General features: G+C 68.3%; 21 protein-coding genes. 11 read left to right on the forward strand and 10 right to left on the reverse strand.

Annotated elements, in window-relative coordinates:
• Positions 1-10: 10 nt before the first annotated feature.
• From CLV01_RS21215 to CLV01_RS21245, 7 genes are all read right to left on the reverse strand, one after another.
• Complete coding sequence (locus tag CLV01_RS21215) at positions 11-1,507, reverse strand: acyl-CoA reductase (protein ID WP_099733273.1); 1,497 nt, start codon at positions 1,505-1,507, stop codon at positions 11-13.
• Complete coding sequence (locus CLV01_RS21220) at positions 1,504-2,622, reverse strand: LuxE/PaaK family acyltransferase (RefSeq protein WP_099733272.1); 1,119 nt, start codon at positions 2,620-2,622, stop codon at positions 1,504-1,506. The genes CLV01_RS21215 and CLV01_RS21220 overlap by 4 nt, the downstream gene beginning before the upstream one ends.
• A 187-nt stretch (positions 2,623-2,809) precedes the next feature.
• Positions 2,810-3,037, reverse strand: coding sequence for a hypothetical protein (locus CLV01_RS21225; RefSeq protein WP_099735323.1), 228 nt, complete (start codon positions 3,035-3,037; stop codon positions 2,810-2,812).
• Between the two features lie 92 nt (positions 3,038-3,129).
• On the reverse strand, positions 3,130-4,557 hold the full coding sequence (locus tag CLV01_RS21230) for a YncE family protein (protein WP_099735324.1): 1,428 nt from the start codon (positions 4,555-4,557) through the stop codon (positions 3,130-3,132).
• A 100-nt stretch (positions 4,558-4,657) separates the two neighbouring features.
• Complete coding sequence (locus tag CLV01_RS21235) at positions 4,658-5,707, reverse strand: DUF418 domain-containing protein (RefSeq protein WP_099733270.1); 1,050 nt, start codon at positions 5,705-5,707, stop codon at positions 4,658-4,660.
• Positions 5,704-6,330, reverse strand: a complete 627-nt coding sequence (locus CLV01_RS21240; RefSeq protein ID WP_043795991.1) for a TetR/AcrR family transcriptional regulator — start codon at positions 6,328-6,330, stop codon at positions 5,704-5,706. The genes CLV01_RS21235 and CLV01_RS21240 overlap by 4 nt, the downstream gene beginning before the upstream one ends.
• 51 nt (positions 6,331-6,381) lie before the next feature.
• Positions 6,382-8,211 carry a CocE/NonD family hydrolase gene (locus CLV01_RS21245; RefSeq protein ID WP_099733269.1) on the reverse strand — a complete coding sequence of 610 codons (1,830 nt, stop codon included), beginning with the start codon at positions 8,209-8,211 and terminating at the stop codon, positions 6,382-6,384.
• 372 nt (positions 8,212-8,583) lie between these two features.
• On the opposite strand from CLV01_RS21245, the gene CLV01_RS21250 reads away from it, so the two are divergent.
• Positions 8,584-8,871 (forward strand): TFIIB-type zinc ribbon-containing protein, encoded by a 288-nt coding sequence (locus CLV01_RS21250; protein WP_099733268.1) that lies wholly within the window; start codon positions 8,584-8,586, stop codon positions 8,869-8,871.
• A gap of 81 nt (positions 8,872-8,952) precedes the next feature.
• Complete coding sequence (locus CLV01_RS21255) at positions 8,953-9,453, forward strand: MarR family winged helix-turn-helix transcriptional regulator (RefSeq protein ID WP_099733267.1); 501 nt, start codon at positions 8,953-8,955, stop codon at positions 9,451-9,453.
• A gap of 6 nt (positions 9,454-9,459) precedes the next feature.
• Here the strand turns inward: CLV01_RS21255 and CLV01_RS21260 are convergent, their stop codons facing one another.
• A complete protein-coding gene (locus CLV01_RS21260) occupies positions 9,460-10,347 on the reverse strand; it encodes a 4-hydroxyphenyl-beta-ketoacyl-CoA hydrolase (protein WP_013801753.1) in 888 nt (295 codons plus the stop codon).
• Positions 10,348-10,542: 195 nt separating this feature from the next.
• On the opposite strand from CLV01_RS21260, the gene CLV01_RS21265 reads away from it, so the two are divergent.
• The 9 genes from CLV01_RS21265 to CLV01_RS21305 all read left to right on the forward strand — a co-directional run bounded on the left by CLV01_RS21265 (position 10,543) and on the right by CLV01_RS21305 (position 20,698).
• Positions 10,543-12,252 carry a tannase/feruloyl esterase family alpha/beta hydrolase gene (locus CLV01_RS21265; protein WP_099733266.1) on the forward strand — a complete coding sequence of 570 codons (1,710 nt, stop codon included), beginning with the start codon at positions 10,543-10,545 and terminating at the stop codon, positions 12,250-12,252.
• Between the two features lie 183 nt (positions 12,253-12,435).
• Entirely contained in the window at positions 12,436-13,584 is a 1,149-nt protein-coding gene (locus CLV01_RS21270) for a porin (RefSeq protein ID WP_013801751.1), read from the forward strand.
• A 50-nt stretch (positions 13,585-13,634) separates the two neighbouring features.
• The gene (locus tag CLV01_RS21275; protein ID WP_034395494.1) at positions 13,635-14,627 is read left to right on the forward strand and encodes a tripartite tricarboxylate transporter substrate-binding protein; all 993 of its coding nucleotides are present in this window, start codon (positions 13,635-13,637) and stop codon (positions 14,625-14,627) included.
• Between the two features lie 66 nt (positions 14,628-14,693).
• Entirely contained in the window at positions 14,694-15,179 is a 486-nt protein-coding gene (locus CLV01_RS21280) for an Rrf2 family transcriptional regulator (RefSeq protein WP_099733265.1), read from the forward strand.
• Positions 15,166-16,065 (forward strand): NAD(P)/FAD-dependent oxidoreductase, encoded by a 900-nt coding sequence (locus tag CLV01_RS21285; protein WP_099733264.1) that lies wholly within the window; start codon positions 15,166-15,168, stop codon positions 16,063-16,065. The genes CLV01_RS21280 and CLV01_RS21285 overlap by 14 nt, the downstream gene beginning before the upstream one ends.
• Before the next feature lie 159 nt (positions 16,066-16,224).
• Positions 16,225-18,378 (forward strand): TonB-dependent receptor, encoded by a 2,154-nt coding sequence (locus CLV01_RS21290; protein WP_099733263.1) that lies wholly within the window; start codon positions 16,225-16,227, stop codon positions 18,376-18,378.
• 82 nt (positions 18,379-18,460) lie between these two features.
• The gene (locus tag CLV01_RS21295; RefSeq protein WP_013801746.1) at positions 18,461-18,733 is read left to right on the forward strand and encodes a hypothetical protein; all 273 of its coding nucleotides are present in this window, start codon (positions 18,461-18,463) and stop codon (positions 18,731-18,733) included.
• Positions 18,714-19,052, forward strand: a complete 339-nt coding sequence (locus CLV01_RS21300; RefSeq protein WP_097201948.1) for a hypothetical protein — start codon at positions 18,714-18,716, stop codon at positions 19,050-19,052. The genes CLV01_RS21295 and CLV01_RS21300 overlap by 20 nt, the downstream gene beginning before the upstream one ends.
• Complete coding sequence (locus CLV01_RS21305; RefSeq protein ID WP_099733262.1) at positions 19,049-20,698, forward strand: PepSY-associated TM helix domain-containing protein; 1,650 nt, start codon at positions 19,049-19,051, stop codon at positions 20,696-20,698. The genes CLV01_RS21300 and CLV01_RS21305 overlap by 4 nt, the downstream gene beginning before the upstream one ends.
• 73 nt (positions 20,699-20,771) lie before the next feature.
• On the opposite strand, the gene CLV01_RS21310 is transcribed toward CLV01_RS21305, so the two are convergent.
• Positions 20,772-20,990, reverse strand: a complete 219-nt coding sequence (locus CLV01_RS21310) for a hypothetical protein (protein WP_013801743.1) — start codon at positions 20,988-20,990, stop codon at positions 20,772-20,774.
• A 72-nt stretch (positions 20,991-21,062) separates the two neighbouring features.
• Positions 21,063-21,863, reverse strand: coding sequence for a class D beta-lactamase (blaOXA, locus tag CLV01_RS21315; RefSeq protein WP_099733261.1), 801 nt, complete (start codon positions 21,861-21,863; stop codon positions 21,063-21,065).
• Positions 21,864-22,025: the final 162 nt, after the last annotated feature.

Raw genomic sequence — 22,025 nt, forward strand, 5'->3', positions numbered from 1 at the left:
TGCATGGATGTCAATCCGCATACGGGGCGAACGGCTGCGCCGCCGCCTCGGCAGATTGCTCGATCTCGGTCATGCGCACCAGGTCCAGCAGGTTGAAGCGGCCGTCATGGTGCCAGCCGGCCTCGGGCATGCTCATGGAGCCGATGGCGCTGATGCGCGTGACGCCGGCCGCGCCCAGCAGGCCGGCCAGCCGGTACAGCTGCTCGGGCGAGGCGGCAATGCCGGCCGTCTGCAGGTAGTCGCGCTGCGCGGCCACCACGGGCACGGCGTCATCCAGGCGGTCCACGCCCACCACGGCAATCGTGCGGTACAGGGCCGTGGGCGCCAGCGGCTGCAGGCTGTCGCTGTACGCCACGCTCCAGGGTGCGTCAACGGGGCCCAGCAGTTGCTGTTCGTCACCCGACCATTCCACGGACTGCTGCCAGCGGGCCACGGCGGCGCCCTCCTCCAGCTCCAACGGCCGGCGCGCAAAGCGCCGCTGCAGGTTGGCCAGCTCGGCCGCCAGATAGTCGGCAAAGGCACGCGCAGAGACGGGGGCGCCGCGCTCCACGTAGAAGACATGGGGCGAGTAGCAGCCCTGCTGGTCGTAGCGCATCACGTCCCAGGCCGCCAGCCGCGCCACGGCGGGCGCCTTGAGCGTGTCCAGCGCCTGGGCGCCCACCATGCCAAAGCCCAGCTTGTGGCCGTGTGGCAGAAAGCGCGTGGTCACGGGCAGGCGCTGGCGCAGTGCCTGCAGCGTCTGGTTGCCGCCGTAGGCGAGCACGGTGTCGGCCTCGGCGTGGAGCGCGGCGGCTCCACCGGCATCCACGCCATCGGCGCCATCCGCCCCATCCACACCCCCCGCACCGCTCCACCACACCACGGCCAGGCAATCGGCCAGCGGCGGGTGCACCTCGGCCAGCAGCCGTGCGAACCAGCCCGCGAACAGCGGCTCGGCGCTGGCCAGCTTGCCAATGGCGGGCGCCTTGACCAGCAGGCCGCAGACCAGGCTCCACAGGGACAGCGCAGGCACGTTGCCGGCCCAGCTGTGCATCAGCAGGTCGGGGCCGAAGGCACGCACCGCGCCGCCCTTGGGCGCGGGCTGGAAGCCGTCCAGCACGGCCGGGTTGGCAAAGTCCTCGGCCACGAAGCGCCGCAGCTGCGCGGCGCGAAAGGTCTTGAAGAAGCCCGTCAGCCCCAGGCGCACCATGTCGGCGTCATAGCCGCTGACCACGGGCAGCCAGGCCTCGGCCTGGCGCCGATAGGGATCGCTGCGGTCCAGCAGGCGGGCGATGGCGCGGTCGATGGCGTCGATGATCTCGGCCACGGGCATGGCCCTGAGGTGGCGGTCGGCGGCACGCCGCACGTGGGCCGCCAGCGCATGCATCTGCGGGCCGGTCAGCAGGGGCACGGAGACTTCCAGCCGCACGCCGCCGCGTTCGAAGGGCAGCACATGCCACTGCACCTCGGCCTCGCGCAAACCAGGCAGTTCGGGCAGGTAGCCGGCCGTGATCCGCTCGATGTTCATGCAGCAGCGGCCTTCACGAATTCATCGACCGCCAGCGAGCAGCCCTTGGCCGCTGCGCCCTCGGCACGCCCCAGCAACAGGAAACCGCTGTTCTCGCCATGGCCGGCCCACAGGCCCACGTCCTCGGTGAGGATGGTGGTGACCGCGTTGTAGTTGGCCAGGTCGCAGTGCACGAGAATGCCGCGCTCGCCGGGCGCCACGCTGCGGCCGGTGACGGGCTCGACCAGGCGCGAGCGTATCCAGTGCGGCCCCGACTTGACCGAGGGCAGCGTGGCATTGCCGTCGTCGTAGAACTGTGTGCTCAACTCGGTCATGCCGTACATGTTGATGCAGTGGCTGCGCGGCACGCCCAGCAGCCGGGACAGGTCGGCGTAGAAATCCTCCAGCGGCAGCTCGCGCGACTGGCCCTTGTAGCCGCCCGTGTCCAGGATGCGGCTGCCCGACGGCAGGCAAAAGCTGCGGCCCTGCTCGCGCAGCGCATCCATCACGTGCACCAGGCTGAAGCTGGCGCCCAGCAACGCATAGGGGCGGCCGCTGCGCTCGGACTCCTCCAGCACGGCGCACAGGCCGGGCATGTCCAGGCCGCCGGGGGTGAGGAAGTAGCGGCTGTCGGGAGTGCCGAATTCCGTCTTGGCCAGCGCCAGGTAGTGGGCCAGCGAAGAGTTGGGCATGGCCTGTTCGTCGGGAAAGAGGATGCCCATGGGCAGGCGCTCGTGCCCGGCCATGAAGCGCTGCGCGAAGTTGCGCGTCATCGACGCGTCGTAGACATCGAGCGCGGGATGGAAGTGGCGCCCGCGGGAAGACAGCCCCTTGGCCTGGCCCGTGGTGCCGCTGGTCATGAACACGCGCTCCGTCGCCGAGGCCGGCTCGCTGCGCAGCTCCAAGGCCTTGAACGCGTCAATGGGCACGGCGGGAATGTCGCTCCAGGTCTTCACATTGCGCAGCGTGGCGCCGCGCCGCTGGCAGAAGCTGCGAAACGGCGCATTCGATTCGTATTGGTAGGCGAACAGCCGCAGGGCCAGTGCGTCGAACTGCTCGTCGGTGCAGCCGTCCATGGCAATGAATGCAAGCAGGTCTGCGACCAGAGAAGCCGCCTGGGGCCGGGCCTTGTCCATGGAATTCCTTCGAGAGCTGGGACGTGATGCTCCGAAGGCTCCCCCGCCCGTGGCGCATGGGCGGCCACGCAGGGGTGCAAGCTCTTCTTCCGCCGGAATGACCCGGTTCAAGTTCTCGGGTGTGGATCTCAGCACTGGCGTGCACCCCGGAGCGGAGGGCTATCTTACAGCAGGGTCGCCAACCCCGTCAGGCCAGCAGGCGAACCCCAAAACCCAGCAAGGTCGCGACATACAGCAGCACCAAGGCCTTGCCCAGCACACCACTGTTGGACCAGAAGTGGCGTGCCACGGCGAAGTCCCAGGCGCCATCGCGCACCTGCAGCTGCGGCAACCGCGCCAGGATCTCGCGCCTGAACGCGGCCTCGTCGAACAGGGGACTGCCATTGAGTCGCAGGGGAATGGCGCGAAGGCCCATCCACAGATGCTGGCGTGTGCAGGTGACGCGACTGGCATCGAATTTGCGGGTCCTGCGTGCAATGCGTACTGCGATCCGATACCCGTCCGTGGCTATGCGCATGGTCTCCAGCTGCTTGAGCTTGCGCCAAAGCCATGCATACAGACACAGCGGCAACACGGCCAAAAGCACCAGCAGGACACCGAGCATGCCCGTTGGATCGCACGATTTGTCCGGACCGCAGTCGCGCTGGTGCAAAAGCGGCAAGAACCAGTAGACCATCCCCCTGCAACCAGGCAATGCAGAACGCCAACCATGGCAAGCGCACGCCTGCGCTTCACGGTGCTGCCCGCAAGCGCCGTGACCGAAGTGACCAGCGGCTTTCCTTCCGAGGTTTGAGAAGCCTGCGCGGCGTGCTGGGACGGTGAGGGAACCACGACCGCGCTGGAGGCTTCGGTGTCGCCCACTTCCTGCCAGCGCTTGCCGCCCAATTGGCGCAATTCCCCCGCCTTCCAGGCAAGCCACAGTCCCAGAGCCATCAATACCCCGATGCTGCCCAGCAGGAACGAAGGCAACCGCCTGCCCCATTCATAGGACGAGCGGGCAGACGCCAGTTCGCCGCGGAATGGAGCATCCCCGAAAGGCTCCAGCACGCGGCCGTCCAGATCCACGCGATGGACGGTGAATTGGGTCATGTCCGGCAGCAACAACTCCTGACCCACCATGGCGATGGCGTTCGGGTCCTGGTCGGGCGAAAGCGGCATCACCCGTTCAGGCCTCAACTGGGAATCCATCAACAGCAGATCTGCTCCCCGCATGCTCGAGTCTGCCACCAGCACCCATAGACGCTGCTGGCCATCCAGCTGCATGGCGAACGGGAAGCGGCGCCCGGAACGCAGGCCCGCATATTCCACGGGAAATACGGCAGGCGCGGCCTGGGTGCTCTGTGCCGTATCGATTTGCGCAATCTGATGGCGGTTGGTATTGGCCACCCACATGCGCTCGCCTACCTGCAGCGTCTGATTCGGAAAGCGCAGGCCTTCGCTGTAGGTCTTGAGCAGCACATAGGCTTGCGCTGCACTGGAAGCGGCGTCGCGCTGGTAAACGAGAACGCGGTGATGGGATGCGTCGGAGACCACAATCTGCGCTTCATCGGCCGTTACCCGCATCCAGCGATAGCCACCGCGTGTGGACAAATCGGGCAGATCCAGCGCCACGCAGCGCTGCATTGCCAGATCGCAGCGATGCACACGTCCCTGGTCATGCGCCCAAAGCGTCTTCTCGCCAATGAACTGAAGGCTGCTGACCGATGGGGTCAAACCCAATTGCGCCAACTCCAGACGCTGCAGGCGTGTGCCCTGCCGATCAAACTGATGCAAAGCGCCATGGCTTTGAATCCACACTGTATTGCCTTGGATTGAGGGAAGCCTGGGGCCCAATGGGTCGGGCAACAGCCAACCCCGAAAGACAAAGGCCAGGATCAACAGGCATTGCAGCCCGATCACAGCCCTGAGCCATTTCTTGTAGACCGCCTCAGCCATTGAATCTCCCCCATTTTTGAATGGGGGCAAGTGTAGACAAACAAGGCATTGCAGCCATCAAAACGATGACTTCATTCGAGCGCAATTTCCAGACTGTGGATCAATCCAGTGCCGTCAGCCGACGCATCACCCACTCCACGGGCCCCTGCGCCGCCTTCTTGCTCCAGGCCCAGGCGGCCAGGCTGGCGATGATCACGTACAGCGCGGCGGCCACGGCCACTTCGCGCAGGCTGCGTGATCCGTCCAGCGCGCCCATGGCCTCCAGCAGGCCCATGCCGATGAGGATGTGTGCCAGGTACAGGGTCAGCGTCATGCGCCCGGCCGGCAGCAGGCCGCGCCACGGTCCGGCGGGCCAGCGGTCGGCCAGCCGCAGGCAGGCGCCGATGGCAATGCTGGCGCAGCCCAGGCCCATCAGCAGGTAGGCTGGGCCGGGCGGCATGGGGCCGGTGGCCAGCCAGGGAGCCCATTCGCTGCGGGCCGCAAGCGCCGAGACGGCGCAGGCCAATCCCACCATCACGCCACCCGCAGACACCAAGGTCCATTGCACGCGCGGCTCGGCCAGCGGCAGGCGCGCCAGCAGCATGCCGCAGAGGAAGAACGCAAACCAGGGCAGCACCGGATGGAAGCCGTTGAACAGCAGGTTGCGCGCAAAGCCGGCCGGCTCCCACAGGCCCTGGTAGGAAAGGCTCGCCCAGTCCCAGCCCTGGCTGTAGTCCAGCTGCAGCAAGGCCCAGGCGGAGAGCACGGCCACGGCCGCCATGCCGGCCAGCAGCGCCCGTGCGCCGGCCTGCAGCCAGGCGATGGCCAACACGAAATACACCGCGTAGTAGTGAATGATGTCGGCCGGAAAGATCAGCAGGTTCATGCCACCGGCCACCAGCAGGAACAGCGCGCGGCGCAGCGTCCAGAGGCGCGCCGTGGCCGGCTCCAGCGAGCGCGTGGCCAGCACCAGGCCCAGTCCCGCCAGCACCACGAAGGTGGCCGAGGCCTTGCCCTCCAGGAAATGGAAGAACGACAGCAGCCAGCCAGGCTCCTGCAGCGCGGGATGCATGGCCTGCTTGAAGTTGACGAACACCATGCCTGCCAGCGCCAGGTAGCGCGCCAGGTCCAGCCCCGCCAGGCGGGCGCCCCTGCCGGTGGCGTGCCTCATGTCGCGCCCCCCCGTGCCTCGCCTCCAAGAAGGCAGGCCAGCAAGGCGGGATGCAGCACATCGACCCCTTCATCCGCCCCCGCGTCTTCTTGCGGCGTCACCGCCAGCGCAAAGCGCAGCGCATCGCTTTCCACGGCATCCAGCAGCAGTTGCGCGGCCAGGCGCACGGGCACGGCGGGCCGCAAGAGGCCCTGCTGCGCCCCGCGCTCCATGAAGCCTGCCAGGCCGTCGAGCATGCGCCTGCGGTTGGCCTCGAAGGCCGGCGCCAGCCCGGGCGAACGCGCGATCTCGGACAGGCATTCGGCGCTGAGCACGGCCCATTCCCGCTGGCGGCACAGCGCCTGGTAGGCGGCCAGGAATTGCGCCACCACAGGCAGCGAAGGGGCTGCGGCCCGCTCCAGCGCCTGCAGCAAGGGCAGCAGCTCGGTCTGCTCCTGCGTGGCGACCTCGGCAATCAAGGCCTGCTTGCTGTCGAAGTGGTTGTACAGGTTGCCCAGGCTCACCGAGGCAGCCTGCGCGATGTCGCGCATGCTGGTGCAGTGAAAGCCGCGCTCCACGAAGCACTGCAGGGCGGCCTCCACGATGACAGCCCGGCGCTCGCTGATGTCTTCTTTCTTTTTCATGCCCCGAATGATGAACGAACGTTCATTCATAGTCAACACCGGGGCATGGAATCACAGCGGCGGCAGTGGGCCCACGCCCGAAGGAACGGCCTCCTCGTTGGGCCTGCAAGGCTGGCGCAGCATGCGCCGGCAGTCCGGCAGCTGCCGCTCATGGGCATAGGCGATGTAGCCCAGCACGATCTTCGACGGCCGGCTGCGGTCCAGCCAGACGGTGTTGGTCGAAGGCGTGGACAGATGGTCGAAGGCCCAGTACCCGGTCTGCGAAGGCGTGTCCAGGGTCACGCGCAGGCTGGAGCCCGCGCGGAACACATGGGCGAATTTCTGGATTTCCACGCGCATCAGCGTGGGCTCGCCGGGGCGCAGCGGGCGCACGGCGGCCTCGGTGAAATCGCCCCAGGGCCGCAAGGCGGTGGAGCGCTGGCCGTCCAGCGCACGCATGGAGGCACGCAGCCAGCCGCGCTGCACGAACATCTCCTGGCCGTCGGGACGCACCTCTGAGACGGTGACCTGCACATCGGTGTCGCCAGCCGTGGCGCTGAGCCACAAGTCCAGCGAGGCCTCGCCATAAAAGCTCAGCGCGCGCGGCAGCGGGGCCGTGGTGAAGCGCAGCAGGCCCTGCCCCGCAGGGCTGGCCGTCCATTGGCCCGCGCCGGACTCGGTGTCCGCGTCGGGATGGTTGGCCTCGGCGCCCGGCAGCGGGTAGCGGTAGCTGGCCGACTGGCGCTCGGCCTGCGGGGGCGCATCGCCCAGCCCGCCGCCCGGCTGCAGCCACAGCGTCATGGGCGTGACGCGCACGGGCAGCCGGTCAAAGCTGGCCACGGCCGAGGGGCGCAGCTGCCCATAGTCGCCCCCACCGTTCATCCACTGCATTTCCTGCGCCAGCAGCACGCGCGGCGTGTGCTCGAAGCCGTTGCTCTCGCCCTTGAGAAAGCGCGCGTAAAAGCGCTTCATGGTCTCGCGCAGAAAGGGGGCGTTGTCGGTGTGGTGGTCGCCGTTGGAGCTGATCAGCCACATCTTGTCCGGGGCGATGCTGTCCTCGTAGTAGCCCATGCGGGTGCCCACCTGCTCGTCCTGCCAGGACTGGGTGCCCAGCGTGGGGATGTCGATGCGGTGCGTGGAGTTCATGGCGCTCTTGAGCGCGTAGCGGGCGCCGAAGAAGCGGTCCTCGTCCAGCCAGCGCGCCATGTCCAGGTCGGGGCGCTGGATCTTGCGGATGTTGTCCTCCACCACCTGTGCGCATCCGGTATCGCCATCCAGCGCCCTGGCATCTTCGGCGGCCTTGCGCCATATCGCGGGGAACTGCCGCCACCAGTTGGCGGGAAAGCCGATGTTCTGGATGCCGCCCGGATAGGCCACGTCGCGGTAGGGATCGGCCACGTTCTTGCCCGGCGCGATCGCCTTGAGGCTGGGCGGACGCTGTGCCGCCACCCACAGCTGGTCGTAGCCCGAGTACGAATAGCCCACCATGCCCACCTTGCCCGTGGACCACGCCTGGCGCGCCGCCCACTCCACCGCATGCGCCCCGGCCGCGCCCACGGAGGCGTCGGCCCACTGGTTCTCGCCCGTGGAGCAACCCGTGCCGGGCACGTTCAGGCCCATCACGGCATAGCCTTCCTGGGTCCATTCCTGGGTGGTCTGGTCCGTGACCGAGCCCGATCCGTAGCCGTCGTACTCCATCAGCACGGGAAACGGCCCCGGCCCCTTGGGAAAGACCACCGAATAGCGCATCTTGTTGCCGTCAGGCAGCTGGATGTAGCCCCAGATGCGCTGCCCGGGGTTGGTGCTGCCCGACGAGCCCCCGCCGCAGGCCGCAAGGCCCAGGGCAAGGGTGGCGATGCCGGCCGCGCCGAGCCACGCGCGGGAATGGCGAAAAGTGATCATGGATGGTCCTCCTGGTTGCTGATGCAGTCATGCCCGCAAGGGGGCAGGCCGCAATGTAGGACCGTCCGGGCGCATGGCGCACGCACAGGCTGAAGGGGGCTAAAGGGGGGATGAAGGGGCGCTGAAGCGCGCCTGAAGACAGGCTGAAGGCAAACGCGGCCAGTCGCCACGGCCCTCGGCCCCGGGCCACGGCGGCATGGACTGGCACGAGATGGACTGGCACGAGATGGTGATGGCGCTTGGAGCGACGGAACTATCCATCGCCCCCGCAGTCGAACGGCCTTCGCTGGAGACCTCAACGCATAACAGCCCGGCCCACACTCCATCGTTGCCGATGGAGCCACTGCCTGAACAGGCAAAGGTGAAACTGTCATGCAATGTCCCGCCTGCCGAGATGCCACGCTCATCATCTCCGAGCGCCAGAACATAGAGATCGATTACTGCCCCCAATGCCGCGGAGTCTGGCTGGACCGCGGAGAGCTGGACAAGCTCATCGAGCGCTCCGCCGCCCAGGCACCCACAGCGCCAACAGCCTATGAACGCCCGCAGGAACGGCGCGCGGGCCCTGACGGATCCCATGACCGGCGCGAGCACTCCAGCCACGATGGCTACCGCCGCAAGAAGCGCGAAGGCTTTCTCTCCGATCTTTTCGACTTCTAGCACCAGGGCAAGTCCGCTGCGCCGGCATCGGGACATGGCAGCCGCGCCCCACTATGATTCGGCTTTCAGTTCCTTGTCCCCATGCCCCGCGCCCGCACACCCAAGCCCGCTCCTGCCGAAGAGAACACGGCCCCGTCCAGCACTGCAGCGCCGGGGCCGTCCATCGACGCCTCCTTCCTGCACACCCTCGTGGGCTACAACGCCCGGCGTGCCTCGCTGTCCATCATCGAAGTGTTCGTGGAGCGCATGGCCACCCACGATCTCAAGATGGTGGAGTTCTCCGTGCTGTCCCTGGTGTCCCATAACCCCGGCATCACCTCGCGCCAGCTGTGCGCGGCGCTGGATGTGATGCCGCCCAACCTGGTGGGCCTGATCGCAGCGCTGGAGCGCCGCAAGCTGATCGAGCGGCGCACCCACCCCACCGACCGCCGCGCCGTGGGCGTGCACCTGACGCCGGCCGGCGCCGAGCTCACGGCCCGGGCGGAAAGAACGGCGTCGGAATTGGAAATGGATGCCACCTACCGCCTGACCGACGCCGAGCGCAGGACGCTGATCCAGCTGCTGCAGAAGATCTACAACTGAGCGCGCTCAGTCCGCCTTCTCCGCTGCCGGCTGCTCCAGCCCCAGCAGCCGCACCGCGTTGCCCTTGAGGATGCCGGGCATCACCTCGGGCTTGAAGCCGGCTTCCTGGAAATCCTTCATCCAGCGCTCGGGCGTGATCAGCGGATAGTCGCTGCCGAAGAGCACGCGGTCCTTGAGCAGGGTGTTGGCGTACTGCACCAGCTGCCGGGGAAAGTACTTGGGGCTCCAGCCCGACAGATCGATCCAGACATTGGGCTTGTGCAGGGCCACGGACAGGGCCTCGTCCTGCCAGGGAAAGCTGGGGTGGGCCATCACGATCTGCATGTCGGGAAAGTCGATGGCCACATCGTCCAGGTGCATGGGATTGCTGTAGGCCAGGCGCAGGCCGCCGCCGCAGCGCATGCCGCTGCCAATGCCGCTGTGGCCCGTGTGGAAGATGGCCGGCAGTTGGTACTCGGCCACCACCTCGTAGATCGGCCAGGCCATGCGGTCGTAGGGATGGAAGCCCTGCACCGTGGGGTGGAACTTGAAGCCCCTGACGCCCTCTTCCTCGATCAGCCGCCGCGCCTCGCGCGCACCCATGCGGCCCTTGTGCGGATCGATGCTGGCGAAGGCCACCATCATGTCGCTGTTGGCCCGCGCGGCCTCGGCGATCTCCTCGTTGGGAATGCGGCGCCGGCCCAGCTGCGATTCGCTGTCCACCGTGAACATCACCAGGCCCAGGTTGCGCTCGCGGTAATAGGCCACGGTCTCGGCGATGGTCGGGCGCCGGCCGTTGCCAAAGTACTTGTCGGCGGCGCGGTCGTACTCCTCGCCATAGTTGTCGAACGGGTTCCAGCAGCTCACCTCGGCATGCGTGTGGATGTCGATGGCAATGAGTTTTTCGTGGTCCATGTCTGTCTCCTGTGCGGCCTGCTGCCTGCCCCGGCATCAAGGGGAAGTCCCAATAAGAAATTCGCAAAGGCCGCTTGAATTGGTTATTAAATATAACCAAAATCGCGGCCATCAGAAAGCGATGCGGATGCGGGCAACGGCTGCCACGCAACGGTTTCGCGCTGAGGCTTCACACCACCTTCCGAGGAGACAGACATGGACAGAAAGATCCACAAGACCCGTTCCCGCGCCTTGCCGGCCACGCTGGCCGCCGCCCTTCCCGCCCTGCTGCTGTCGGCCTGCGGCGGCTCGAGCGACGGCATCGCGCAGCTGGCCGAGGCCCGCCCCGCCACGCTGCTGTCGTGCACGGACCTGGCCGCGAAAATATCCTTCCCCAACACCCGCATCACCGCCGCCGAGACCGTGGCCGCCGGCACGCTGACGGTGGCAGGCAAGCCCATTGCCGAGCACTGCCGCGTGACCGGCCGCATGCACGAGCGCGTCAGCACCGTCGATGGCCAGAACTACGCCGTGGGATTCGAGATGCGCCTGCCGCGCGACTGGAACGGGCGCTTTTTCTACCAGGCCAACGGCGGCCTGGACGGCAGCGTGAGCACGGCCGTGGGCGCACTGGGCGGCGGGCCGCTGGGCAATGCGCTGCAGATGGGCTTTGCCGTGCTCAGCTCCGACGCCGGGCATGCAGGCAGCCTGGGCCCCTTCTTCGGCCTGGACCCGCAGGCGCGGCTGGACTACGGCTACCAGGCCGTGGGCAAGCTCACGCCCATGGCGCGCAGCGCGCTGCAGACGGCCTATGGCAAGGGCCCGGACCGCTCCTACCTGGGCGGCTGCTCCAACGGCGGGCGCCACGCCATGGTGGCGGCCTCGCGCTATGCCGACCAGTACGACGGCATCATTGCCGGCAACCCCGGCACGCGCCTGCCGCTGGCGGCCATTGCCAACATTGCCGGCGCCCAGGGCTATGCGAAGCTGGCCACCACGCCCGCCGACCTGGGCACGGGCTTTACCCAGGCAGAGCGCCGCCTGGTCAGCCAGGCCGTTCTGGCCCGGTGCGATGCGCTGGACGGCGCCACTGACGGCATGGTGCAGGCCGGCGCAGCCTGCCAGGCGAGCTTCGACCTGGCGCGCGACGTGCCCACCTGCGGCGGCGCGCGCGACGGCAGCTGCCTCAGCGCCGAGCAAAAGAGCACCATTGCCGGCCTGTTCAAGGGCGCCACCACCAGCGGCGGCAGCCGCATCTACAGCAGCTTCCCGTATGACGCGGGCCTGGATACGGCCGGCTGGGCCGGCTGGAAATTCTCCAACTCGCTGAACCTGGACACCGGCGCCGTGGGCCTGGTCTGGCAGGCGCCACCGGAGAGCCCGGCCAGCTTCAACGGCCCGCAGTTCGCGCTGACAGGCAGCGTGGACAGCATGCTGGCCAAGGTCCAGGCCACGACGGCGCTGTACACCGAAAGCGCGCTGTCCTTCATGCTCCCGCCCGACTACGGCAAGCTGCCCGTGCTGCGCAACCGGGGCGCCAAACTCATGGTCTACCACGGCACGGCCGATCCCATCTTCTCCAGCGACGACACCGTGCAGTGGTACGACACGCTGCGCCGCAACCATGGCGATGCCGCCGACTTCGCCCGCCTGTACCTGGTGCCCGGCATGAACCACTGCAGCGGCGGCCCGGCCACCGAGCAGTTCGACATGCTCAGCTCCCTCGTGGCCTGGGTGGAGAAAGGCCAGGCGCCAGACCGCGTGATCGCCAGTGCGCGCGGCGCAGGCAATGCGGGCGGCGCCAACGCCGACCTGCCCGCCACCTGGTCGCCCACCCGCACCCGGCCGCTGTGCCCCCATCCGCTGGCCGCCCACTACAACGGAAGCGGCGACATGGAAAGCGCTGCCAGCTTCAGCTGCCGCTGACCGTGCCGTGACGGCGGGCGGCGCCTGAACGGTCTCCTGAACGGCCCGCCCCTTCCGCCCTCATCCACCCCTTGTCCGCAGTCCCGCCGCCCCGGCGGGCCGGGCCCCGCTGCGCCCGAGAAAAGGCGTGCGGACACCCACGCCAAGACGGCAACGATTTTTCAAACCAGAGGAGACATCACCATGCAAAAAACCCCTTCCCCGCTGACCCTGGCGGCCGCCGCCGTGCTGGCCCTGGCCGGCTCCAGCACCAGTTTCGGCGCCTTCGCGCAAGGCACCTCCAGCGTCACGCTCTACGGCATCGTCGATGTGGGCGTGGAGCACCTGAACAATGTGGCGGCAGGCGGCGGTCTCAGCCGCATGCCATCGACCACCAGCCTGGTGCCCTCGCGCTGGGGCCTGCGCGGCAGCGAGGACCTGGGCGGCGGTCTCAAGGCCATCTACACGCTGGAGTCGGGCTTTGCGCCCGACCAGGGCACCTTCAACCAGGGCGGGCGCGGCTTTGGGCGCCAAAGCTGGGTGGGACTGGGCGGCAACTGGGGCAGCCTGACCATGGGCCGCCAGAACTCCATGCTGTTCTGGTCGCTGCTCGATTCGGACATCATCGGCCCGGCCGTCTTCGCCATGGGCTCGCTGGACGCCTACATCCCCAACTCGCGCGCCGACAACATGCTGGCCTGGCGCGGCAACTTCGGCGGGCTGGCGCTGGGCGCGGGCTACAGCTTCGGGCGCGATGCCGTCAACGCAGGCCCCAGCCCCGCGGGCACCAACTGCCCGGGCGAGAGCGGATCGGACACGCAGGCCTGCCGCCAGTGGTCGCTGTATGCCAAGTACGACACGCCCGTCTGGGGCCTGGCGCTGGGCTACGAACAGCAAAACGGCCGCACGCCGGCCTCGTCCACCGACCCGGTGTTCGGCGGCATGACCTCCAGCGCCAAGCATGACGAGCGCCTGCACCTGGGCGGCTACTTCAAGCTGGCCGGCGTGAAGGTCGGCGGCGGCCTGCTGCGCCGCGACAACGATGGCGACGCCGTCAAGCCGCGCAGCAACCTCTGGTACGTGGGCGCCTCGTACCCGGTCACCGAGGCGCTGGTGCTCGAAACCCAGTGGCTGACGCTTCGCTACCGCGGCGTCTCGGGCTACGACTCCGACCTGCTGGTGGCACGCGCCATCTACAACCTGTCCAAGCGCACGGCGGTCTACACCCAGCTCGGCCACATCCGCAACGACCGCCTGGCCACCGTCTCGGTCAGCGGCGGCGCCCCGGGCAGCAACACCGCGCCGGGCCGCTCGCAGACCGGCATCAACGTCGGCATCCGCCACATGTTCTGAGCCTGTTCTTTCCAGCTTTTCCTTTTTTTCGATTTCACCAGGAGACATCCATGCAGATGCATCGCCGTCATTTCGTCCAGGCCCTGGGCAGCGCCGCCGCCCTGGGGTCGCTGTCGCCACTGCAGGCCCTGGCCCAGGCACTGGACCAGGTCAAGATCATGTACGGCTTTCCGGCAGGCAGCTCGGGCGACAGCGTGGCCCGCCGCGTGGCCGAGCGGCTGGGCGGCACGCCCTACAGCAAAGGGCCGGGCTTTGTGGAAAACAAGCCCGGCGCCGGTGGCCGCATCGCGGTGGAGGCCCTGAAGAACGCCCCGCCCAACGGCTCGGTGCTGGCGCTGGCGCCCGTGTCGGCCTTCTCGGTCTACCCGCACATCTACCCCAAGCTGACCTACAAGCCCGAGGACGCGATCCCCGTCTCCATCGGCGCCGTCATCTACCACGGCCTGGCCGTGGGGCCTGCCGTGCCGGCCGAGGTCAAGACCCTCAAGGACTTCCTGGCCTGGGCCAAGGCCCACCCCGACCGGGCCAACTTCGGCTCGCCGGGCGCGGGCTCCATGCCGCACCTGCTGGGCGCGCTGCTGAGCCTGCGCTCGGGGGTGGAACTCAAGCACGCGCCCTATCGCGGCACCGTGCCCAGCATCACCGACCTGGTGGGCGGCCAGGTCGCGGCCACCATGAACCCCAGCGGCGACTACCTGCAGTACCTGAAGGCGGGCCGCCTGCGCGTGCTGGCCACCTCGGGCAAGCAGCGCTCGCCCTTCCTGCCCGACGTGCCCACCTTCACCGAACTGGGCTTCCCCGATGTCACGGTGGAGGAATGGTTCGGCTTCTACGCTCCCGCCAAGACCCCGGCCACCACCATTGCCAACGCCAACGCGGCCATCACGGCCGCGCTCAAGGACAAGGCCGTGATCGACGGGCTGGCCGCCCTGGGCCTGCTGGCGCGCGGCAGCACGCAGCAGGAAATGGCGGCCGACCAGCAGGCCGAGTTCGAGCGCTGGAGTTCGCTGGTCAAGCAGATCGGGTTCACGGGCGAGTCCTGATCAGTCGGCGGCAGGCCCATTCCCCTTCACGGGACAAGGCCACACTCATGCAACAAATAATGTTGCATGAAACAGAACAGCCAATTCTCGGACGTCCTCCATGTGCTTCTGCACATGGCCGAGGGCGATGGACCTGCCACCTCCGACATGCTCGCCGCCGCGCTGCAGACCAACCCGGTCGTGCTGCGCCGGTTGATGTCGGGCCTGCGCGATGCAGGCCTTGTCACCTCCGCCAAGGGCCATGGCGGCGGCTGGGTGCTTTCTTGCGAACTGGACCGCACCACGCTGCGCGACGTGCATGAGGCCCTGGGCGCGCCCGGCCTGGTGGCGCTGGGCTTCAGGGAGGACCGGCCCGAATGCCTGGTCGCCCAGGCCGTGAACGAAGCCCTGAGCAACGCGGTGCAGCAGGCCGAGGCCGCCCTGCTTGCACGCCTGGGCACGGTGACGCTGGCTGCCCTGTCCCATGACTTCCACGCCCGCCTGGCCCGCCATCGCGCAGCAGGCGGCCAGGGTTGGCACCAACTGCAGGAGCACACACATGAAACACGTTGATTTCGCCGTCATCGGCGGCAGCTATGCCGGCCTGTCCGCCGCGCTGCAACTGGCGCGTGCGCGCCGCCAGGTGCTGGTGGTCGATGCCGGACTGCGGCGCAACCGCTTCGTGGACCAGGCCGGCGAGACATCGCACGGCTTTCTCACCCAGGATGGCGTGGCCCCCGCCCAGATCGCCGCCCAGGCCCGGCAGCAGCTGATGGCCTATCCCACCGTGCAGTGGCTGGACGGCACGGCCGAGGACGCCCGCGTGGCGCCCGATGGCCGGCTGGAGTTCCGTGCAGCGGGCACGGCCATCAGCGCCGCCCGCCTCGTCCTGGCGCTGGGCGTGCATGACAGCCTGCCGCCCGTGCCGGGACTGGCCGAGCGCTGGGGCCGCAGCGTCTTTCACTGCCCGTACTGCCACGGCTACGAGATGAATGCGGGCCGCATCGGCATCATCGCCAGCTCGGCCCTGGCCCACCACCACGCCGTCATGCTGCCGGACTGGGGCCAGACCACGCTGCTGCTCAACGGCGCCTACACGCCCGGCGCCGAAGAACTTTCCACCCTTGCGCGCCGGGGCACCCAGGTGGAGACCACGCCCATCGCCCGCCTGGAAGGCCGGGCCGACGTGGTGCTGCAGGATGGCCGCCGCCTGGTGATGGACGGCCTGTTCACCCAGCCGCGCACCCGCATCGCCAGCCCCGTGGCCGAACAGCTGGGCTGCGCCCTGGAAGAAGGCCCCATGGGCACCTTCATCAAGGTGGCGGAAGGCCAGGCCACCAGCGTCCCCAACGTGTTCGCCTGTGGCGACGCGGCCCGCGCCGCCGGCAACGTGGCCATGGCGGTGAGCGATGGCGCCATGGCGGGCATTGGCGCGCACCGGTCGATGATGGGGTGGTGATGAGGTGGTGATGGGGGGCGGGCCTTGGGCCCGTGCATGGACGCAGATCAACTGCCCGCCGGACGATGCGTGGATACAACAACTTCCCATGCTAACTAAATCCGTAAATATAATTAAGACTGATTCTCATTGACATCTACAACATCAAGAGTCCAGTCCATGCACACCACCAACGGCCGCACGCTGCGGTTCAACTCCATTGTTCTGGCCATGCTGGCCGCCGGCGCCGGGTCCACGGCGATCGCACAGGATGCAGCGCAGGCGCCGACCGCAACGACGCCGACGCTGTCGCAGATCGACGTGCGCGACAAGTACGAGCGCGAGGACCTGCCCACGCTGGCACCGGGGCGCAAGGCCGCCAAGGGTGCACGCCTGGGCATTCTGGGCGCCACCTCCATCGTGGACGCGCCGGTGCATGTCAACGCCTACACCCGCGAGCTGGCCGAGGACTGGTCCGCCCTGTCGCTGCAGGATGTGCTGGAAAACGATGCGGCCGTGGTCTTCACCACCAACAAGGGACACCTGCTGCAGAACTTCAACCTGCGCGGCCTGGATGTGACGGCCATGGACATCGCCACCAACGGCCTGTACGGCGTGGCGCCAGCCAATTCGGTGCCCATCGAGATGTTCGAGCGCGTGGAGGTGATGCGCGGCCCCAACGTGCTGCTGTCCGGCATGCCGCCGCTGGCCAGCGTGGCCGGCTCCGTCAACATGGTCACCAAGCGCGCGCTGGCCCAGCCCATGGCGGACCTGACCGCCACCTACGTCTCGGACTCCTACCTGCAGATGCATGCCGACGTGGGCAGGCGCTTCGGCCCCGAGCAGCGGCTGGGCCTGCGCTTCAACGGCGTCTACGGCTCGGGCGACATGGGCGCCAAGGATGAGAGCCAGAAGCGCCGCGTGGGCGCCCTGGGCCTGGACTACCTGGGCGACAGGGCCCGCTTCTCGCTGGACCTGTACAACAGCATCACCAAGATCGACGGCGGCAGCCCGGGCATGTTCAGCTTCCTGGGCAGCGCGGCCATCCCCGGCGTGGGCCGGCTGCTGGCACCGCCCAGCGGCGACGTGAACATGTTCCGCGGCACCCACGGCCAGTACGACAACAGCGGCCTGCTGGCGCGTGCCGAGGTGGACTTCACGCAGAACTGGCAGGGCTATTTCGCCTTCGGCGCCTCCGAGGCGCAGGGCAAGGGCCTGCTGTTCGGCACCCGCGCCATCGTCACGGGCCTGGACGGCACCACGCGCGGCGCCATCTACAACGTGCACACCGAGTCCGAGCGCCGCACGGCCGAGGCCGGCGTCATCGGCAAGCTGAGCACGGGCAGCGTGCAGCACCGTCTGCAACTGTCGTTCAACATCCTCAAGCACAAGGAAGGCACCTACAACACGGCCTGCAACTACTGCTACACCACCAACATGTACGAGCCGACGACGCCCACCTTCCCGGGCGCGCCGCAGTGGAAGGGCTACACCACCGAGAACGAATTCCGCTCGCTGGCCCTGGCCGACGTGATGAGCTTCGCCAACGACAAGGTGCTGCTGACGCTGGGCGCACGCCACCAGACGGTGAAGACGCCGCTGGTCAACGGCGTGTCGTCCAACTACAGCAAGAGCCGCGTCTCGCCCATGGCCGGCCTGGTCGTGCGGCCCTGGGGCGACAACGTCTCGCTGTACGCCAACTACACCGAAGGCCTGGAGCCCGGCCGCACCGTGGGCGCGGGCTTTGCCAACACCGGCGAGACCCTGGCGCCCATGCAGACCAAGCAGGGCGAGGTGGGCGTGAAGCTGCAGGCGGGCCAGACCACGCACACGCTGAGCGCCTTCCGCATCGAAAAGCCGTCCATCATCACCAACAGCGGCAATGCCCAGGTGCTCGATGGCGAGCAGCGCCTCAAGGGCCTGGAGTGGAGCGCCTTCGGCAAGCTCACGCAGACGCTGTCGCTGCTGGGCGGGGTGGAGTACATCAAGTCGCGCCAGATCAACTCCGGCCGTGAAAACTACGGCGTGCCCAAGCTGCGCGCGCGCATCGGCATCGACTGGGAAACGCCCGTGCAGGGCCTGTCGGTCGGCGGCCGCGTGCTGTACACCGGCTCGCAGTGGGTGGACTCCGGCAACAAGCTGCGCGCCCCGGCCTGGAACCGCTTCGACCTGATGGCCAAGTACGAGACCAGGTTCGGCGCCACGCCCGTGCGCTTCAATGCCAGCGTGGAGAACGTGACGGACAAGAACTACTGGATCGGCATGTTCACCGACGGCTTCGTCATGCCCGGCGCACCGCGCACCTTCAGGCTGTCGGCCACCGTGTCGTTCTGACCGCCTGACGCACTGCGCGGGCCACCCGGTGGGGCGCATGTTGTGTCCCGCCGGGTCTTTTGCTTCCCACGATCGAATTTCCATGCCGTTCTTCACCGTCGCCGGCCTGCTTGCCACCTCGCTGGCCTGCCTGTGCATCTACGCCGCCTCGCCCAACCAGCGGCTATGGGCGGCCGCCTGGCCGCGCCGGCCTGCCCTCCTGGCCGGTGGCGGCCTGCTCGCAGCGGGCTGGCTGGCATTCGCCCAGGACATGCGGACGCTGGCCGCCACGTTCACCTGGCTCACCCTGCTGATGCTGGCCTTCGCCCTGCTGCCCTATATCGGAGCGCTGTTCCATGGCCGACGCACACCCTGAGGCCCGCCCGCGCAAGCCGGCCCCCATCCGGCCGGACTGGATCTCCAAGACCCTGGCCGGCCTGCTGCTGGGCCTGGGCCTGGCGATCAGCGCCAGTGGCCTGCTGGCCGCCCTGCTGCACGGCATGCCGCTGGCGGTGAGCGGGCAGCTGGTCATGTGGCTGGTGCCGCCGGTCTGGCTGCTGGTGCAGTCCCTGGTGTATTTCTTTTCCAGCGGCCTGCGCGCCTGGGCCTGGCTGGGCGGGGCCAACGCGCTGGCCCTGGCCGCCTGGTGGCTGGTGCGCGCGGCAATGCACAGCAGCGCAGGAGGCCTGTCATGAGAGCCGACCACATCCGCATCTACAAATCCGTACACACCTGGACGGGCATCCTCAGCGGCATGGCCTTGTTCATCGCCTTCTACGCGGGTGCGCTGACGGTGTTCAAGGAACCCATCCGGCGATGGTCCACGCCGCCGGCCGCCGTGGTGCAGGCCGTGCCCATGGACGAGGTGCAGCCGCTGATCGCCCGGACCCTGGCCAGCACGCCGGCGGCCGCGCGCGGCGCCATCGTGCAGCTGCAGGGCGACAACGCCATACCGCGCCTGCAATGGCAGGTGCGCGATCCCAAGGCCGACGACCATGACGAAAGCGCCGTACGCCACTACACGGCCCAGCTGTCGGCCGACGGCAGCGTGCAGATCAGCGAGCAGCGCCCGTCCCGCCTGGTGGAGTTCATCGACGTGCTGCACCGCGTGGTCGGCCTGCCCGTGGACTCGGACCCCAACCGCTGGATCATGGGCGCGATCTCGGCCCTGTACTTCCTGGCCCTGGTGTCGGGCGTGGTGATCCTGCTGCCCTCGCTGGTCAAGGACTTCTTCGCCCTGCGCGTGGGCAGGAACCTCAAGCGCATGTGGCTGGACGCGCACAACGTGGTGGGCATCGTCAGCCTGCCCTTTCACATCGTCATGGCCCTGAGCGCCGTGGTCTTCGCCTACCACGACCAGATCTTCGACGTGCAGGACAGGCTGATCCACGAAGGCCAATGGGCCCAGACCTTTGCGCGCCCCTCGGGCAAGGCCCCGGACGCGCCGCCACGCAATCCCGCCGACATGCTCAAACCCTCGCAGCTGGTGGAGATCGTCAGGGCGGCCGCGCCCGGCTTCGAGCCCGAAAGACTGCAGTACGCCCAGGTCACCGGCCCTAAGCCCACCGTGCGCGTCTGGGGCAGGAATCCCCAGGCCGTATCGCCGCGCGCCGTGGGCGGCTTTGCCATGCTTGATCCGTACAGCGGAAAGCTGCTCTCGGCCGACTACCTGTCAGGCGGACAGAGCACGCCCAACCTGTTCATCAGCAGCTTCTTCGCGCTGCACATGGCCTCCTTCGGCGGACTCGCGGTCTGGTGGCTGTACTTCCTGCTGGGCCTGGCGGGCGCGTGGCTGTTCTACGGCGGCAATCTGCTGTGGGTGGAGACGCGGCGCAAGGCCCAGCGCAAGGGCGCAGACTTGCCCGTGCAGCGGCGCGACACAGCCCTCATGGCCTCGGCCACCGTCGGCGTCTGCCTGGGCTGCGTGGCCGGCATTTCCGCCACCATTGCCGCCGCCAAGTGGCTGCCGGGCCGCGTCGATGACCTGGCCGCATGGCACATGGGCATCTACTACGCCGTGTTCTTCACCAGCATGGCCTGGGCCTTCGTGCGCGGCGCGGCACGCGCGGCCCCGGCCTTGCTGTGGCTGGCCGCTGCCTGCACGGCCGCGATCGCGCTGTCATCGCTGGTGGGCTGGCTGGCGCCAGGCACCGGCGCGTGGGTGGACACCTCGCTGATCGGCCTGGACCTGACGGCCGTGGCCGGCGTGCTGGCCCTGGCCTGGATGGCGCGTGCCACGGCACGGCGCACGCGCAGCGGCCCGCAGGACAGTGTGTGGTCCGCGCCGCGCGACAAGCCGGCGCATCAGGACACCAAGGACTCACCGGCACCGGCCAGCTGACCTGGCCGGCACGCCATGGGAGTGCGCAGGTGGGCCGGTTGCCTGGTGGGCCGGCCCATCCCCGCTGCAGGGTCTATCCGAAAATGGCGCCGCCCGCATCCAGCGAGGGCGGCCGCAGAAGATCGGCATTGACGCCCATGGCTTCGCTGGCCCGCTCCACGGCCTGCCACAGCGGGGCCGGCATCTGCAGTATTTCCTCGGGGGAGTTAGCGCGGGCAATCCAGTCGCTGATCTCAACGTGCTGCTCGGGGGTGAGCAGGTCCAGGTTCAGCATTTCGTCAATGGTCTTCATCGGGTGTCGGTCTGTCGCTCTTGTGCGGGAGATGTGTGGGCGAGGTGCGGAAAGGAAAACGCCCGTGCATTGTCAGCGGTCCGCGGCAGGCAGTCGCTGCAGCAGGGCATCGCGTGCGCGCAGGCCGGCATTGGGCTTTTGGGCCTGCTCATCCTGGATCAGCGTGGCGAACACCAGCCTGCGCTGGTCCTTGGTGGCCCAGCCCACATACCAGCCGTAGGCCCGGCTGGCATCGTAGCGGTTGTCGCTGCCGGGCGACCCGGTGCCGGTCTTGCCATGCACGGTCCAGCCGTCCACAGGCACGGGGTGCCGGGTGATGCGCGCAGTCATGTCGATGGCCTGACTGCTCACAGACAGTTCCCGGCGCACGATCTTGCGCATGAAGGCCACCTGCTCGGCCGCCGAGATGCGCAGCGAGGACACCACCCAAGCGCCGTCGTGGCCGGGATGGGCCACGGCAACGGCGGAGACATCCTCGTTGCCGTACTGGAAGGCCCTCACGTAGGCGCCAAACCGCTGCTGGCCCAGCTCCCGCGCCACCTGCTGCGAGTACCAGAACACCGAGTCCTTCATCCAAGCCTGGGGCGTGATCTCGCGCCGCCAGGCATCGCCGCCCCAGTCCGGATACTCCGGTTGGTACGGCCACGCGGGCCGGGATTCGTCCTGCAGGATGCCGGCGTCATAGCCCATCAGGCTGATGGCGATCTTGAAGGTGGAGGCCGGCGTGACCCGCTCGGCGCAGGCCGGGCCGCTGTGCACCAGGGACTGGCCCGTGTCGGCGTCGGCGACGAGGGTGCACAGTTCGTGCGCGCAAGCGGGAAGGCAAAAAAATGCTGCCACGACCGTGGCAGCGGACCCAGGAAATCCAAGCATGTGCTGTGTACTGTGTGCTGTCTGATGCAGTGTTAGTGTCTGGCGCGCGATCATAGATGCGCGCGCAGCCTTCGCAACGCCCATGCAGCAACATCCCCACAGCGTCCTCGGCGGCCGCGTCAGGAACGCGCCGAGGGCAAGGGCTTCAGGCTTTGAGGCCCT

The sequence above is a fragment of the Delftia sp. 60 genome (assembly GCF_002754395.1).
GTDB lineage: Bacteria > Pseudomonadota > Gammaproteobacteria > Burkholderiales > Burkholderiaceae_C > Comamonas > Comamonas acidovorans.